The following is a 15,724-nucleotide window of genomic DNA, read 5'->3' as shown; positions in this document are numbered from 1 at the left end:
GTCAGACGGCCTGCGAGGAGGGCCGGGAGGAGGACTCGGCGGAGGCGTCGCGGCGCCTGCGGACCACCCGGAAGACGGCGGTGCCCACCACGACGGTGGCGCCGACGCCGATCACGCCCGCGAGACCGCCGGACAGCCGGGCGTCGGAGACGTCCTTCACGCCGTAGTCGGCGAGCGGGGAGTCGGCGGCCGCGTGCGGCTCGGCCTTCCGGTCGATGCCCTGGTCGCCGGCGACCTTCTCCAGTCCGTCCGGGGAGGCGGAGGCGTAGAAGCTGACGAAGCCGGCGAGGACGAGCGAGGTGACCAGGCCGGTGATCCACACCTTGCGGTGGTGGGGGGCCCGGGCGGTGCCCGCGGCGGCCCGGGGGAGGGCCGCCTCCGGTCCGGGGGCGTCGACCAGTTCGCCGTTGACCCGCAGCTTCAGCCGCTGCTGGAGCCCACGGGCCCCGTGGACGAGGTCCGGCCGTACGGCGATGACGGCGCCGACCGTCAGCGCGGTGATCGCCGCCTCGCCGATGCCGATCAGGAGGTGCACGCCGATCATGGCGGTCGCCACCTTGCCGATCGCGACGTCGGTGGTCCCGCCGACCGCGTAGATCAGCGTGAAGGCGACGGCGGCGGCGGGGACGGAGAGCAGGGCGGCGGCGAACGAGGCGACGGTGACCGAGCGCCGCCCGCGCGGCAGCACCTTCACCAGGCCGCGGAAGACGGCGTACGACACGACCGTCGTGACGATCGCCATGTCGGTGATGTTGACGCCGAGCGCGGTCAGGCCGCCGTCGGCGAACAGGAGCCCCTGCATGAGCAGGACCACGGAGACGCACAGGATCCCTGTCCAGGGACCGACGAGTATCGCCGCGAGGGCTCCGCCGAGGAGGTGCCCGCTGGTGCCCGCCGCGACGGGGAAGTTCAGCATCTGCACCGCGAAGATGAACGCGGCCACGAGGCCGGCCAGGGGCGCCGTCCGCTCGTCCAGTTCACGGCGGGCGCCGCGCAGCCCGACGGCGAGGGCGCCGGCGGCTACGACTCCGGCGGCGGCGGAGAGGGGGGCGTCGATGAATCCGTCAGGCACATGCACAGGTTGATGATAGTCGCTTGTTGCGAACGAGTTGCAAGAGCGAGGAGGTCGTGCCCGGGCCGGGCTTCGGCGCCGCGTCGCCGGCTCGGTGTACGGAAGGGTCGTGCGGCTCGATAGCGGGCGCCTATCAGCAAAAGCCGCATATCAGAACATATGGGATATTGAATGAGGAAGTGGATGTACAGCTTCCGTACCGGTGACTGAGCGTGAGAGGGTCGTCCGATGTCGGTAGTCGAACAGAACGCACGAGCCCATATCCTCACGGACGACGACATACAGCGGCAGGACGAGGGCGCCGTCCCGGTCGTCCTGCGCTACGACCCCGGGGCCGACCCGCGCTCCGTGCGCGTCGGACTCCCCGGCACCCGCGAGTGCACCGTGCCCCGGTCGCTGCTGGAGGAGGGGCTGCGCGTCCCGGCCGGCACCGGCCAGGTCCGGGTGTGGCCGTGCGGCCGGGTGCAGACCGTGGTCGAGTTCCACTCCCCGAGGGGCGTCTCGGTCGTGCAGTTCGAGACCAGGGCGCTGCTGCGCTTCCTGCGGCGGACCTACGCGGCCGCCACCCCCGTCGTCCACCGCTGACCTGCGCGGCACGCCGTCAGCCGGATCAGCGGCCCGCGTGCGGCCGTCTTGCCGTCAGCGGTCCGCCGCCCGCCTTGGGCCGTCCGCCGCCAGTGGCTCGCGTCGGCCGTCCGCCGTCAGCCGCCCGCCTTCAGCAGGGCCGCCACGATCGGACCGGCCGTGTCACCGCCGTGGCCGCCCGCCTGGACGACGCCCGCGGCGGCGAGGTCGCCCCGGTAGGCGGTGAACCAGCCGTTCGGCTTCTTCTGGTTGTCGACCTCCGCCGAACCCGTCTTCGCGCCGTAGTCCGGGCCGAGGCCGGACATCGCCTCGGCGGCGGTACCGGACGCGGCCGTGTACCGCATCAGTTCCCGCAACTGGGAGAGCGCGGACGGGGACAGCGTGCGCGAGGCGGTGGCCAGTGTCCGGCCGTCGACGCTCGGGGCCACCAGGTACGGCTGGTGGAAGGCGCCCGAGGTGACGGTCGCGGCGACGGACGCCATGTTCAGCGGGTTCATGCGCACCCCGCCCTGGCCTATCAGGGACGCGGCCATCTGCGCCGCGCTCTGCACCGGCACGGACCCGTCGAAGGACGGCACGCCGACCGACCAGTTGTTCATCGACAGCCCGAAGACCTGCTGGGCCTGCCGGGTCAGGTCGTCGTTGCCGAGCTTCTTGGCCTGGCTGATGAAGGCGGTGTTGCAGGAGCGGGCGAAGCTCGCCTTGAACGTGCCGCCCTTGATCTCGAAGTCGTCGTCGTTGTGGAACTTCCAGCCGCCGTAGGTGAACGTCTTGGGGCACGGATGCTTCTTGTCCACCGACGCCAGCCCCTTGTCGATCAGCAGCGACGAGGTGATGATCTTCATCGTGGAGCCGGGGGCGAGGGACCCCTGGAACGCCGTGTTGAAGCCGTGGCCGCTGTTCGCCACCGCGAGGATCTCGCCGGTCGAGGCGCGCATCACCACCACCGACGCGCGCGCCCGCTTGGCGACCTGCTGCTCGGCGGCCGCCTGCAGGGCGGGGCTCAGGGTCGTCCGCACCGTGCCCGGTGTGCCCTCGCTCAGCTCCAGCAGCGTCTTGTCCGTGAGCTCGGCCGCCTGCGACGCCTTGCCGCGCACCACACGCAGTTCGACGCCCGCCGTGCCGCCCGCCTTCTTGCCGTACTTCGCGCGCAGCCCGTCCAGCACGGTGCCCAGCGACGGGTACGTCGCCGCGGTCAGCTCACCGCCCTCGCGGTCCAGTGCCTTGACCGGCGGGGTCCCGGACTCGCCGGTGACCAGGGTGTCGCCGTCCCTCAGCTCGGGATGGACCACCGAGGCGTGCCAGTCGACGAGCGGCCTGCCGTCCGCGGCGCTCCGCACGACGGTCAGCGCGCCCGCGTACGCCAGGGGCTTGCTGAGCTGCTTGTAGGTCACCGTGGCCCTGACCGAGAAGGGGACCTTGGCGCCGGCGGGGGTGCCCGGGGTCAGCGTGACACCCGTCAGGCGGGCGTCCCTGGTGTATCCGGTGAGCAGGGCCGCGGCCGCCGCGGAGTCGTCCGTCGCGGCCGCCGCCTCCGCGGTGCGGCCCTGCTGCCAGGCCGTCAGGAACCGCTGGGCGGTGGTCCGGACCTCGGTCGCCGACAGCGGGCCGGTCTTCACCTTCTTCTGGCCGGCGGACGTCCGCGTCCCGTCGTCGGCCGCGGCGCCTCCGCCGTACAGCGCGTAGACGCCGAACCCCGCTCCGGCGACGACCACGGCGGTCATGCCGCCGACCACGGCGGGAGTCCTCTTCCGTCGCTCGGCGACACGCCTTCTTCTGCCCACTGGCCTTCGTCCCTCCGCGACATCCCCGGGGCCCCGCCGCCCTCGCTGCCCGCACGCTCCCCAACGTCGGGCCCCAGCCTAGGGCCTGGACGCCCGCTCCCCGTCCGCCGGGCGGCGATGTGACGCAGGACTCCGCGGGCGGCCTTGGCGCGCGGTCACCGGCTCCGTGGCGGCGCCGCGGCGGGCGGCCCGGCTCAGTCGCCGGCGCGCAGCACGGACGCCACGATCGGGCCCGCCGCGTCGCCGCCGTGGCCGCCCGCCTGCGTCATGGCCGCGGCGGCCACGTCGTCGCGGTACCCGGCGAACCAGCTGTTGGACCGGGCCTGTCCGTCGACCTCGGCGGAGCCGGTCTTCGCACCGATACGGCGGCCGGGCAGCCCGGACATCGCCGCGGCGGCGGTCCCGCTGGTGGCGGTGCGGTTCATCATCTGCCGCAACTGGGCGGCGGTGGTCGCCGGCAGGCCCTTGGCCCGCGCCAGGGGGCGGCCGTCGAGGCTCTGCGGCACGATCACCGGCTGCCGGAAGCTGCCCGTCATCGCGGTGGCCGTCACCGACGCCATGTCGAGGGGGCTCATCTGGACCTGGCCCTGGCCGATCAGGTTGGCCGCCATGTCCGGGCCGCCCACGCCGGGAACCGCCCCGTCGAAGGAGGGGATGCCGACCTTCCAGTCGTCCCGGCCGAGGCCGAAGCGCTCCTCGGCCTCGCGCTGCAGGGAGTCCACCTTCAGGTCGTCCGTGAACTTGACGAAGGCGGTGTTGCAGGAGCGCGCGAAGCTCTCGGAGAGGGTGGCGCCCTCGTTCGGGGACATGCCCTCGAGATTGTGGAAGGTCTGGCCCTCCCACATCGCGTCCGGGGTGCAGGGCGCCGGCCCGCCGGCCGTCGTGATGCCGTTGTCGATGAGGGTGGCCGCGGTGACGATCTTCATGGTGGAGCCGGGGGCGAGCCGGCCGAGGAACGCCGCGTTCCAGGCGTCGTTGCGGTGGTTGGCGACTGCCAGCACCTCACCGGTGGACGCCTTGACGGCCACGACGGACGACTCGGCGTACCGCTGCACCGATCGCTCGGCCGCCGCCTGGGCGCTCGCGCTGAGGGTCGTGTGCAGCTCGCCCGGCCTGCCCTCGGTGAGCGTCATCAGCGGCGTCTCGGCGGAGTCGGGACCCTCGTGACGGATGCTCAGCTCGACGGCCGGCGAGCCGCCGGCCTTGTCGCCGTAGCGGGCGCGCAGTTCGTCCAGGATCGGCCCGAGGGAGGGGTACTTCTCCTTCGTCAGGACGGCGCCGTGGCGGTCGAGGGCGCGGATCGGCGGCTTGGCGGACTCGCCGGTGACGAGCGTGTCGCCCTTCTTCAGGGCGGGGTGCACCAGGGCCGGGTCCCAGTCGACCAGCGGGCGGCGGGTGGTCTCGCCGCGCACGACGGTCAGCCGGCTGCGGTAGGCCAGCGCCTTGGACGTCCCGCCGTACGACACGGTCCCCTTGACGGAGAACGGCACGCTGGTGCCGGTGGCGGCCTGCGGAGTGATCTGCACCTTCTCGATGTGCGCGGCCTGGCCGTAGGCCGTCAGCAACGCGCCGGCCCCCCCGGGGAAGTTGGTGTACGACGCGGCGGTCGACGCGTCCTGCTTCTCCCAGGCCGCGAAGAACCTCGCCGCCGTCTCCTTCACCTCGGCCGCGCTCGGCGGCCCGGTCTCCACGGGAGCCGCCCCGCCGACGCCCGCGTCGGCCTCGATGGCGGACACGACGTTGAACGCCCCGTATCCGGCCCCACCCACCAGCACCGCGAACACGCCGCCGACGACGGCGGCCTTCGCCCCCTTGCGCATGACGCGCTCCCCTCCCGTTTCGGCCTCCGGCACTCTAGGTGGTCGCCGGGCACCCGGGAGGGCTGTTTCCGGATGGTGTCCGAACGGAGATCAGCGGGCTGACTCTGCCCCGGCATTCAGCCACGTAGGTGAACGCCGGGTCAGACGGCACCACCGGTCTGGTCGGCCGGGTTGGTGCTTGCGTCGATCGGTGGGCGAGCCGGAGGGACCTGGTCGACCGGCTGCTGGCCTGCCGGCACCTGACCTGTCTGCGCTTGACCTGCCTGCGCTTGACCTGCCTGCACCTGACGTGCTGCCGAGACCAGCGCCCTGAAGTCGGGAAGCTTCCTGATGACGAAGATCCCCGCGATGGAGGAAGCCGGGAGGCCGCACAGCAGAACGCCGTAGCCCGCTTCATGCGCCTCGACCATGGTGTGAGCCACCCACAGGAAGGCGGCCACCGCCCCGCCGGCCACCAAGGTCCCCAGTGCGGTCGTGACATGCCCGAGATACATGTCGATGCGCTCGGTGCGAGCCGTGTAGTTGATCCCCTTCAGGGCCTGTCTGAGGCTGGCCTTCTCCACGTTCTCCAGTTTCGTGGCCAACTCGATGAGCTGGTCGACGTCGACCTTCGCACTGGGATCCCCCGCTTCGGACATGCCTACAGCGCCTCCTGCACATCTGCCGCGAGGCGACGCAGCATTCTGACTACGGGGTGGTCTTCACTCGCCGTTTTCATGACCTGCTCTACGCTGAAATGGGGTGAGTGCGCCTCGGAGACGAGAAGGCTTCTGCGGCCCCCTTCGTCGTACTCCGAGAGGATCTCGATGAGCAACGCACTCGCCAGTTCCGGATCCCCCTTGCTGCGGCGGATCAGGCTGTTTGCCTCAAGGGACTGGACCTGATTCTCGGCCATGCGCATCAAGGCTTTGCGCATCAGGTCGAGATCGCGGTGGTGCAGCTCGCGCTCTTTCTGCCTCAATGAGTATTGCAGCGCCGCGAAGAACGCACCGATTCCCACCGTGGCCACGACCGAACTCGCGGATATCACAGCCACAGGCCAGTTGGTGCCGCTCGCCAGCGAAACGAGTCCGAGTGCGGACGTGAGAACTGCCGAGAGGAAACTGGCGGTCACTGCGACGATGCGTAGGCGCGACAAGGACAGCCGCGGACCGAGCCGACGCGCCCACGGTCGGGAACCCTCGGCCGGCTCGGGAGGGCTGTCCCTTTCCGCGTCCAATGCGGAGATCAAGGCATGGACGCCCTCGTCGAAGGAGCGCACTTCGAAATCTGAGTGCGCCGCGCGCGCCGGGAGCGCTTTTCCCGTTGGATCGAGAACGGCACGTGCCCCCGTCCCGATATTGCCCCAGCGCATGACAACCACCCCCGATGAGCTGCCTTAGCCCCATGTGCTGTACCCAAGGTAGCAGATCGATAACCGGCAGTGACGGAATTGCTGCGATGTGGAGAGTCTGCCCCTGGCGGCCGGAGGTCGGTGCGCTGCATTGTCTCGGACTCTGGGATTCGGCCGACGATCGATCAAAAGCGAACGGACCTTTCCTCTCCAGTAATACGAGCGAACAGCTGCCAATGATCAAAAGGATCTTCATACCGCTGTCGGATCACTCTGCGTGGGCCTGTGGGTATTGCCCTCCCTCTTTCCGCAGTGGCCCACCGCCACTGCCGCCGACGGCGGGAACGGCGACGCTCCCCCGTCCCCCGTCGCCCCTCGGTGACCGTGGCGCGGATGTCCCCGGCTGGACCCGGGCGGTCAGACCCAGGTGTCCAGCCACATCCGCGACCGCCACGCGTCGATCGGGATGGCGGTGCCGGTGTAGATCGGCCAGAAGTAGACGAAGTTCCAGGCGATCAGCAGGACCAGGACGCCCGCGCCGGTGGCGCCCGCGACGCGGCGGGTGTCCGTGGCGCCGGGCGGGCCGGCCAGCGCGCCGATCATCATGGCCACCGCCAGGCACAGGAAGGGCACGAACACGACGGCGTAGAAGAAGAAGATCGTGCGCTCCTGGTACAGGAACCACGGCAGGTATCCGGCCGCCACGCCGCAGGCGATCGCGCCCGCCCGCCAGTCACGGCGGAAGAACCAGCGCCACAGGACGTACAGCAGGGCCACGGCGGCCGTCCACCACAGCACCGGCGTGCCCAGGGCGAGGACCTCGCGGGCGCACTTCTCGCCGGCGTCGGCCGGGCAGCCGTCCACGCCGGGCGCCGGCGACTCGTAGAAGTAGGACACCGGGCGGCCGTCGACGAGCCAGCTCCAGGGGTTGGACTGGTAGGTGTGCGGCGAGGACAGGCCGACGTGGAACGTGTAGACCTCGTGCTCGTAGTGCCACAGGCTGCGCAGCCAGTCCGGCAGGAAGGTCCAGCTGCCGCCCCGGCCGTCGGTCGCCGCCCAGTTGCGGAAGTAGCCGCCCGTGCCGTCCGTGGGCGACAGGATCCAGCCGATCCAGGAGACCAGGTAGACGGCGAGCGCCACCGGGACCGTGGCCAGGAACGTGAGCGGCACGTCCCGCTTCAGCACCGCCGCGTACGGGTGCCGGGCGCCGGCCACCCGGCGCGAGCCCACGTCCCACAGCACCGCCATGACGCAGAAGGCCGCCGTGACGTACAGGCCGTTCCACTTGGTGCCGATCGCCAGGCCCAGCATCAGGCCGGCCGCCCAGCGCCAGGGACGCAGGCCCAGGCGGGTGGACTCGGCCGCTTGCGCGTCGGGGCGGACGCGGCCGTCGGCGTCCGCCGGGAGCGCGGCGGCCAGTCTCTCCCGCGCCCGGTCGCGGTCGACCAGCAGGCAGCCGAACGCCGCCAGCACGAAGAACATCAGCACGCCGTCGAGCAGCGAGGTGCGGCTCATCACGAAGTGCAGGCCGTCCACCGCCAGCAGCACGCCCGCCAGGCAGCCGAGGAACGTCGAGCGGAACAGCCGGCGGCCGATACGGCACAGCATCAGCACCGAGAGCGTGCCGAGCAGGGCCGTCATGAAGCGCCAGCCGAACGGGTCGAACCCGAAGACCAGCTCGCCGAGGCCGATCACGTACTTGCCCACCGGCGGGTGCACGACGTACGCCGCGTCGGACGGCACGGAGACGTGACCGCCCGTCTGCAGGATCAGGTCGTTGGCGCTCTTCTCCCAGTTGACCTCGAAGCCGCGGTGGACGACCGCCCACGCGTCCTTGGCGTAGTAGGTCTCGTCGAATATCACCGCCTTCGGGCTGCCCAGGTTCCAGAACCGCAGCACGCCCGCCAGCAGGGTCACCAGCAGCGGACCGCCCCAGCCGGACCAGCGCATGAAGCGGTCGGAGACCGACGGCGGGACGCGCAGGGCCGCCCACAGGCGCGGACCTGGCTCGGCGTACGGCGGCACCAGCCGATCGACGACACCTCTGACGTGGTGTGCGGGCCCCGCCGAGTAGCCGAGACGGCGCAGCCGCTGGGGCCACGACGGCCGGTGGTCGTACGGGGCCGGGCCCTGCCGGGTGTCCGTGGAGGACGCGGTACTGGTCACCGCGCCATCGTAGGGAACCACTCTGTGGGAGTCCCGCGGATGGGCGGTTGTGGGCGAGGGGGCGTAGGCCGTCGCGCCGTCCGCCGGGGCGCGGGCCTGCGGTGATGGGCGGATCACTCCGGTCCGGGTGGTTCCGTGGACCCCTGTGGGCCGGGGCTTGGCGGGTACATGTAGGCCGGGCTGGGCGAGTGCACGCCGGCCGGGGTTCGCCGAGTCTCCGCCGGTTCCGGGATCCGCAGCCCCTCGGGGTCAACGGGACTCGGGCCCTGCGGCGTCGGGGAACCGGGTGCGGCAGGGGCAGGGCGACCGGGTCCCGCGGGGTCCAAGTGGGCCGGTGGGTCCTGCGAGGATGGGAGCGTGACTGGAACCCTTGTTTTGGCTGGCACCCCCATCGGCGACATCCAGGACGCGCCGCCCCGGCTCGCCGAGGAACTGGCCGGCGCCGACGTCGTCGCCGCCGAGGACACGCGGCGGCTGCGGCGGCTGACGCAGGCCCTGGGCGTGCAGCCCAAGGGGCGCGTGGTGTCGTACTTCGAGGGCAACGAGTCCGCCCGCACCCCGGAACTGGTCGAGGAGCTGCTGGGCGGTGCGCGGGTGCTGCTGGTCACGGACGCGGGCATGCCGTCCGTGTCCGACCCCGGGTACCGGCTGGTCGCCGCGGCCGTCGAGAAGGACGTCCGGGTCACCGCCGTGCCGGGGCCGTCCGCCGTGCTGACCGCGCTCGCGCTGTCCGGGCTGCCCGTCGACCGGTTCTGCTTCGAGGGCTTCCTGCCACGGAAGGCGGGCGAGCGGCTGTCCCGGCTCCGGGAGGTCGCGCAGGAGCGGCGGACGCTGGTCTACTTCGAGGCTCCGCACCGGCTGGACGACACGCTCGCGGCGATGGCCGAGGTGTTCGGCGCCGAGCGGCGTGCCGCCGTGTGCCGCGAGCTGACCAAGACCTACGAGGAGGTGCGGCGCGGCGCGCTGGGGGAGCTGGCCGCGTGGGCGGCCGAGGGCGTGCGCGGCGAGATCACGGTCGTGGTGGAGGGCGCGCCCGAGAGGGGGCCGGAGGAGATCGGCGCCGAGGAGCTGGTGCGGCGGGTGCGGGTGCGGGAGGAAGCGGGGGAGCGGCGCAAGGAGGCGATCGCGGCGGTGGCCGCGGAGGCCGGGGTGCCGAAGCGGGAGGTGTTCGACGCGGTGGTGGCGGCGAAGCACACCGGGTGACGCACGCGCTACACCCGGGACGTGCGTGACGGGGGCGGCGCCGCCCGTGGGGCGGTGGCGCGCCGCCGTCCGCGTGAGCCGGGCCGGGAGCGCGCAGGAGCCGCCCCGGCGTCGGCTGGGCGGCCCGTCCCCTCGCCCCGGCGCCCGGTGCGCCGACGGGTCGGCCGGGTGCCCCGGCGGGCGATGGCGGCGCGCACGGCGTACGAGGGTCGCGGGCGCTGCGAGCGGGGCGCGACCTGGGTGAGCGTGCTCCCCATGCCGGGGCAAAGCGGCGGCGCCGGAGGCAAAGCCACACCCCGCCCGGGAGGCGCGGAGGGCAAGCGGACTCCAAATCGGCTCCAACACTCGGCAGGCCTGTCGCCCTCCCGCCGGTGAACGCGTCCACTGGACGGCAGGGACGCACCCGTCCCTCGTCCCCGGCGGCGGGATCCGCGGCAATCCGCCCGCCCGGGGGCGCTCGTCCAGCGGACCCGAGGAGCCGGCATGAGTGAGATACCGGAAGTGACCGGTCCCCGCGACAGCGCGGCCGCCGCCGTCACCGAGTCCTACTCCTTCGCCTGCATGCGCTGCGGGCACGGCTGGGAGCAGTCGTACGAGATCGAGCACCACACGGACGGCGACGGCAACCGGCTCGTGCTGTACGTGGCCGACGACCGCGTCGTGCCGTCCCCGCTCAGCCGCCCCAGCTGCCAGAACTGCGACAGCCGCGTCGTCCGCATCATGCGGGCCGGCCAGGTGTCCTCGGTGCAGCGGCACGACCCGCACCGGCGCCGGCCTCAGGCAGGCCCCGTCGTGGCGCCGGCGCCCCCGTCCGCGCAGGACGCGGTCGGCCGGGAGCGGCACGGGCGCCACCACTGGCACCTGTCCGACCTGCTGCACCCCTTCCGGCGCAAGGCGGTCTGAGGCCCCGGCGCTGCGCAGGGCGGGCCGGGGGTCTCCGGTGCGTGCGGGCCGCAGCCCGGCGCGAGGCGGCCCGCCCTCTCCGGCGCCGGGCGAACCGCGGCCGTCCGTGACAAGGCCCAGCCCTGTCCACCACACCGCGGGCCCGCCCTCGCCCGGCCCGGAACGGCATGCCCCTTCCGTAGGATCGGGGGCATGCCTTCGAACGCCGACAAGAAAGCGGCGCCGCCGCTCCCGGAGCCGCTCCGGGTCCCGGTCGCCGACTCCCACACCCACCTCGACATGCAAACCGGCACGGTCGAGGAAGGCCTGGCCAAGGCCGCGTCGGTGGGGGTGACGACGGTCGTCCAGGTCGGCTGCGACGTGAACGGCTCGCGATGGGCGGCACAGACGGCCGCGGCGCACGGGAGCGTCCACGCCTCCGTGGCGCTGCATCCGAACGAGGCTCCGCGCATCGTGCACGGCGACCCCGTCGAGAAGGCCCCCGGAGGCGACGCGGACCAGGGCGACGGCGCGCGGCGGACCGTACGGCCGCGGCAGGGCGGACGCGGGCCCGGCGGCGACGCGGCGCTGGACGAGGCGCTCGCCGAGATCGACCGGCTGGCCGCGCTGCCGCAGGTCAAGGGGGTCGGCGAGACCGGGCTGGACTACTTCCGCACCGGGCCCGAGGGGAAGGCGGCGCAGGAGCGGTCCTTCCGCGCCCACATAGAGATCGCCAAGCGGCACGGCAAGGCCCTGGTCATCCACGACCGGGACGCCCACGCCGACGTCCTGCGCATCCTCAAGGAGGAGGGCGCCCCCGAGCGCACCGTGTTCCACTGCTACTCCGGCGACGCGGAGATGGCGGAGGTGTGCGCCCGCGCGGGGTACTACATGTCCTTCGCCGGCAACGTCACCTTCAAGAACGCGCAGAACCTGCGGGGCGCGCTCGCCGTCGCCCCGCTGGAGCTGGTCCTGGTCGAGACCGACGCGCCGTTCCTGACGCCGGCGCCGTACCGCGGACGGCCCAACGCGCCCTACCTCGTTCCGGTCACGGTGCGTGCCATGGCCGCCGTCCGGGGTGTCGACGAGGACGCGATGGCGACGGCGCTCGGCGAGAACACGGCGCGCGCCTTCGGCTACTGACGGCCGGGCCGGACGGCGGCAGCCCGGTGCCGCCCACCGGCCGCCCCGTCACCGGCCGTTCGAACGCGACGGTGTGTAGTCGCGTCGCTTTGGAGAGTGACGACCGCTCCGCTAGGTTCTGGGGTTCCGATCCGGACCCCCTCGCCCTCTGGAGCGTGTCGGCGTGAGCAACTCGCAGGACGAGACGACGTACCTGACCTGGGGCCCGGGCGCGAGCCCCGCCGGCCCGCGGCCGCCGGGGCCCCCGCCGCACGGCGGCTCCGGCGGCCCCGGCGGTGCGCGGCCCGGCCTGCACGACGCCGAGACCGTGGCGGCGCCCGGCCCGTACGGGCTGCCCGGCGTCCGCGAGGATCCCTACCGGCCCGCCTACGAGCGGACCGAGCCGGTGCTCCCGCGGCAGACCGGCCGCGGGCCGGCCGAGGACCCGCGGCGGCGCACCTCCGGCGCGGGCGTCGCCGGGACGGGACGACGGGGGGTACGCAGGCGCAGGCCGGCGTACGCCGAGCGCACGGAGGCTGGCGTGCGGCGGCTGCTGCCGCAGGCACTGGTCGTGGCGTTCCTGGCGGGCGGCACCACCGCCTTCGTCGCCCAGGACAAGGCGGTCGAGCTCGACGTCGACGGCACCCCGCGCACCCTGCACACCTTCGCCGACCACGTCTCCGAGCTGCTCACCGAGGAGGGCGTGCGCGTCGGCCCCCACGACGAGGTCGCGCCCGCCCCCGGCGCCGGACTCACCCGCGGCGCCCGGGTCGCGGTGCGCTACGGGCGGCCGGTGCGGCTCACGCTCGACGGGCACCGGCACGAGGTGTGGACGACCGCGCACACGGTGGACGCGGCGCTCCGGGAGCTCGGGGTGCGGGTCGAGGGCGCCCACCTGTCCGTCCCGCGCTCCGGACGCATCGGACGCGCGGGGCTCACGCTCGACGTCCGCACCGAGCGCACCGTGACCGTCATGGCGGACGGCCGCGCCCGCACCGTCCGCACCAACGCGGCGACGGTGCGGGAGGCGGTGGCCCAGGCGGGCGTCACCCTGCGCGGGCACGACGCCACCTCCGTCGCCCCCGACGCCTTCCCGCGCGACGGGCAGACCGTCACCGTGCTGAGGATCACCAGCCGGAGGGAGGTCCGCGAGGAGGTGATCCCCTTCGCCGTCCGGCGCACGGCCGACCCTTCGCTGTTCCGCGGCACGGAAGTGGTGGAGCGGGCCGGCCAGCCGGGGGTCCGCCGCACCACGTTCTCCCTGCGCACCGTCAACGGCGTGCGCCAGCGGCCGCGGCGCCTGGAGTCGGCGGTCGTGCGCGCGCCGCGGGCGCAGATCGTGAAGGTCGGCACCCGGCCGCGTCCGCCGTCCGTGCGGGGCGCCGACCACCTGAACTGGCAGGGGCTCGCGGCCTGCGAGTCCGGGGGCAGGCCCGGAGCGGTCGACTCCACCGGCACCTACGGGGGCCTGTACCAGTTCGACACGCGCACCTGGCACAGCCTCGGCGGTACCGGCCGCCCCCAGGACGCCTCGGCGGAGGAGCAGACGTACCGGGCCAAGAAGCTGTACGTGCGCCGCGGCACGAGCCCCTGGCCGCACTGCGGGGAGCGCCTGCACGGGTAGTGCGCGGCCCGGGCGGGGATCCGGGGGCCGGCGCCCCCGGCCCCACCCGCCGCGCCGCCGGTCGCCCCACCCTCGTCGCGCTCGCCCCGGTGGCCCGCTGCCCGTCACCCCGGCCGCGCGGGGGCCGGCGGGCCGCCCCGTACCCTTGCTCCGTGAGCAGCAGCCCCGCCCCCGACGCCCTTCTGGGCCCCGCCGACGTCCGTGAGCTGGCGGCAGCCCTCGGCGTACGCCCCACCAAGCAGCGCGGCCAGAACTTCGTGATCGACGCGAACACGGTCCGCCGCATCGTCCGCACCGCACAGGTGCGCCCCGACGACGTGGTCGTCGAGGTCGGACCGGGGCTCGGCTCGCTCACCCTGGCGCTGCTGGAGGTCGCCGACCGCGTCACCGCCGTCGAGATCGACGACGTCCTCGCCGCGGCGCTGCCCGCCACCATCGCCGCCCGCATGCCCGAGCGCGCCGACCGGTTCGCGCTCGTCCACTCCGACGCCATGCACGTCGCCGAACTGCCGGGCCCGGCTCCGACCGCGCTGGTCGCGAACCTGCCGTACAACGTCGCCGTCCCCGTGCTGCTGCACATGCTCGACACCTTCCCGAGCCTGGAGCGCACCCTCGTCATGGTGCAGGCGGAGGTCGCCGACCGGCTCGCCGCCGCGCCCGGCTCGAAGGTGTACGGCGTGCCGTCGGTCAAGGCGGCCTGGTACGCCGAGGTCAAGCGGGCCGGCGCCATCGGCCGCAACGTCTTCTGGCCCGCGCCGAACGTCGACAGCGGGCTGGTCTCCCTGGTCCGGCGGACGGAGCCGCTGAAGACGACCGCGACGAGGAGCGAGGTGTTCGCCGTCGTCGACGCGGCCTTCGCCCAGCGGCGCAAGACCCTGCGGGCCGCGCTCGCGGGCTGGGCCGGGTCCGCGGCGGCCGCCGAGGCGGCGCTCGTCGCCGCCGGCGTCTCGCCGCAGGCGCGGGGCGAGTCGCTCACCGTCGAGGAGTTCGCGCGCATCGCCGAGTCCGCGCCGGCCCGGGACGCGGCCCCCGCCCCCACGAACGAGGAGTCCGGCAAGTGAGCGTGACCGTACGTGTCCCGGCCAAGGTCAACGTCCAGCTCGCGGTCGGCGCCGCGCGCCCCGACGGCTTCCACGACCTGGCGAACGTCTTCCTCGCGGTCGGCCTCCACGACGAGGTCACGGCGACCCCGTCGGCCGGCGGACTCCGGATCACCTGCGAGGGCCCGGACGCCGCGCAGGTCCCGCTGGACCGCACGAACCTGGCCGCCCGCGCGGCCCTCGCGCTCGCCGAGCGGTACGGCCGCCCGGCCGACGTCCACCTGCACATCGCCAAGGACATCCCGGTCGCCGGCGGCATGGCGGGCGGCAGCGCGGACGGCGCGGCCGCGCTGCTCGCCTGCGACGCCCTGTGGGGCACGCGCGCCCCGCGGGCGGAACTGCTCGACATCTGCGCCGAGCTGGGCAGCGACGTGCCGTTCAGCCTGGTGGGCGGGGCGGCCCTGGGCACGGGGCGGGGTGAGAGGCTGACGCCGCTGGAGGTGGGCGGCACCTTCCACTGGGTGTTCGCCATGGCCCACCGCGGGCTGTCCACCCCGGCGGTCTTCGGTGAGTTCGACCGGCTCGGCGAGGGCACGGACATCCCCGAGCCGGTGGCGTCCCAGGACCTGCTGGACGCCCTGGCCAAGGGGGACCCCGACGCGCTCGCCGCCGCGGTCTCCAACGATCTGCAGCCGGCCGCGCTGTCCCTCTTCCCCGACCTGGCCGGCACCCTCGCCGCGGGCCGCGCCGCCGGCGCCCTGGCCGCGCTCGTCTCCGGTTCCGGCCCGACCACGGCGTTCCTGGTCCGCGACGCGGAAGCCGCGGACCGGGTCGCCGGGGCCCTGCGCACGTCCGGCACCTGCCGCTCGGCACGCACGGCGCCGGGCCCGGTCCCGGGCGCCACGGTCCTGACCGACCGCCCGGCGTAGGCACCGCGCGGGCACCGCGGGGCGGCGGCCCGGGGGCCCGGCCCTGCCCCGGCGATCGCGCACGACGGCCCCCCGGCCGATCGCGCCCGACCGCCCCGTGGCGGGTCGCCCCGCCCGGCGAGGCGAAGGCCGTTCCCGGGCGGAGCGGCGCGCGGGTGGGGCCC

The 15,724-nt window shown here is 74.0% G+C and carries 13 protein-coding genes; 7 read left to right on the top strand and 6 right to left on the bottom strand.

All coding sequences use genetic code 11. The annotated features are described in order from the left end of the window. Position 1 precedes the first annotated feature (1 nt). Positions 2-1,078 carry an energy-coupling factor ABC transporter permease gene (locus tag ABZ920_RS18265; protein ID WP_361505444.1) on the bottom strand — a complete coding sequence of 359 codons (1,077 nt, stop codon included), beginning with the start codon at positions 1,076-1,078 and terminating at the stop codon, positions 2-4. 222 nt (positions 1,079-1,300) lie between these two features. Between ABZ920_RS18265 and ABZ920_RS18260 the strand changes: the two genes are divergently transcribed. After that, the gene (locus ABZ920_RS18260; protein WP_361505441.1) at positions 1,301-1,657 is read left to right on the top strand and encodes an SsgA family sporulation/cell division regulator; all 357 of its coding nucleotides are present in this window, start codon (positions 1,301-1,303) and stop codon (positions 1,655-1,657) included. Between the two features lie 116 nt (positions 1,658-1,773). On the opposite strand, the gene ABZ920_RS18255 is transcribed toward ABZ920_RS18260, so the two are convergent. The 5 genes from ABZ920_RS18255 to ABZ920_RS18235 all read right to left on the bottom strand — a co-directional run bounded on the left by ABZ920_RS18255 (position 1,774) and on the right by ABZ920_RS18235 (position 8,760). After that, complete coding sequence (locus tag ABZ920_RS18255; RefSeq protein WP_361505438.1) at positions 1,774-3,441, bottom strand: penicillin-binding transpeptidase domain-containing protein; 1,668 nt, start codon at positions 3,439-3,441, stop codon at positions 1,774-1,776. 194 nt (positions 3,442-3,635) lie between these two features. Further along, positions 3,636-5,261, bottom strand: a complete 1,626-nt coding sequence (locus tag ABZ920_RS18250; protein WP_361505435.1) for a penicillin-binding transpeptidase domain-containing protein — start codon at positions 5,259-5,261, stop codon at positions 3,636-3,638. A gap of 140 nt (positions 5,262-5,401) precedes the next feature. Beyond that, positions 5,402-5,899, bottom strand: coding sequence for a hypothetical protein (locus ABZ920_RS18245; protein WP_361505433.1), 498 nt, complete (start codon positions 5,897-5,899; stop codon positions 5,402-5,404). Positions 5,900-5,901: 2 nt separating this feature from the next. Then, a complete protein-coding gene (locus ABZ920_RS18240; RefSeq protein ID WP_361505430.1) occupies positions 5,902-6,615 on the bottom strand; it encodes a hypothetical protein in 714 nt (237 codons plus the stop codon). 396 nt (positions 6,616-7,011) lie between these two features. Then, positions 7,012-8,760, bottom strand: coding sequence for a phospholipid carrier-dependent glycosyltransferase (locus ABZ920_RS18235; protein ID WP_361505428.1), 1,749 nt, complete (start codon positions 8,758-8,760; stop codon positions 7,012-7,014). A 357-nt stretch (positions 8,761-9,117) separates the two neighbouring features. On the opposite strand from ABZ920_RS18235, the gene rsmI reads away from it, so the two are divergent. The 6 genes from rsmI (at position 9,118) to ABZ920_RS18205 (ending at position 15,560) form a co-directional block, all read left to right on the top strand. Then, the gene (gene rsmI, locus ABZ920_RS18230; protein ID WP_361505425.1) at positions 9,118-9,963 is read left to right on the top strand and encodes a 16S rRNA (cytidine(1402)-2'-O)-methyltransferase; all 846 of its coding nucleotides are present in this window, start codon (positions 9,118-9,120) and stop codon (positions 9,961-9,963) included. Between the two features lie 483 nt (positions 9,964-10,446). Beyond that, positions 10,447-10,866, top strand: coding sequence for a hypothetical protein (locus ABZ920_RS18225; RefSeq protein WP_361505422.1), 420 nt, complete (start codon positions 10,447-10,449; stop codon positions 10,864-10,866). A gap of 192 nt (positions 10,867-11,058) precedes the next feature. Further along, positions 11,059-11,988, top strand: coding sequence for a TatD family hydrolase (locus ABZ920_RS18220; protein ID WP_361505419.1), 930 nt, complete (start codon positions 11,059-11,061; stop codon positions 11,986-11,988). 163 nt (positions 11,989-12,151) lie between these two features. Then, positions 12,152-13,591 carry a ubiquitin-like domain-containing protein gene (locus tag ABZ920_RS18215; protein ID WP_361505416.1) on the top strand — a complete coding sequence of 480 codons (1,440 nt, stop codon included), beginning with the start codon at positions 12,152-12,154 and terminating at the stop codon, positions 13,589-13,591. A 152-nt stretch (positions 13,592-13,743) separates the two neighbouring features. After that, a complete protein-coding gene (rsmA, locus tag ABZ920_RS18210; RefSeq protein ID WP_361505413.1) occupies positions 13,744-14,652 on the top strand; it encodes a 16S rRNA (adenine(1518)-N(6)/adenine(1519)-N(6))-dimethyltransferase RsmA in 909 nt (302 codons plus the stop codon). Next, entirely contained in the window at positions 14,649-15,560 is a 912-nt protein-coding gene (locus tag ABZ920_RS18205) for a 4-(cytidine 5'-diphospho)-2-C-methyl-D-erythritol kinase (RefSeq protein ID WP_361505410.1), read from the top strand. Before rsmA ends, ABZ920_RS18205 begins: the two co-directional genes overlap by 4 nt. Positions 15,561-15,724 lie beyond the last annotated feature (164 nt).

The sequence above is a fragment of the Streptomyces sp. NPDC046831 genome (assembly GCF_040645305.1).
Classification (GTDB): Bacteria; Actinomycetota; Actinomycetes; order Streptomycetales; family Streptomycetaceae; genus Streptomyces.
Note: the sequence above shows the minus strand (reverse complement) of the source record. Positions and strands in the feature narration are given on the sequence as shown.

Coding starts and splice junctions, on each gene's coding strand:
- ABZ920_RS18260 (WP_361505441.1), top strand. CDS start 1,301: ATGTCGGTAGTCGAACAGAACGCACGAGCCCATATCCTCACGGACGAC.
- ABZ920_RS18250 (WP_361505435.1), bottom strand. CDS start 5,261: ATGCGCAAGGGGGCGAAGGCCGCCGTCGTCGGCGGCGTGTTCGCGGTG.
- ABZ920_RS18245 (WP_361505433.1), bottom strand. CDS start 5,899: ATGTCCGAAGCGGGGGATCCCAGTGCGAAGGTCGACGTCGACCAGCTC.
- ABZ920_RS18240 (WP_361505430.1), bottom strand. CDS start 6,615: ATGCGCTGGGGCAATATCGGGACGGGGGCACGTGCCGTTCTCGATCCA.
- ABZ920_RS18225 (WP_361505422.1), top strand. CDS start 10,447: ATGAGTGAGATACCGGAAGTGACCGGTCCCCGCGACAGCGCGGCCGCC.
- ABZ920_RS18220 (WP_361505419.1), top strand. CDS start 11,059: ATGCCTTCGAACGCCGACAAGAAAGCGGCGCCGCCGCTCCCGGAGCCG.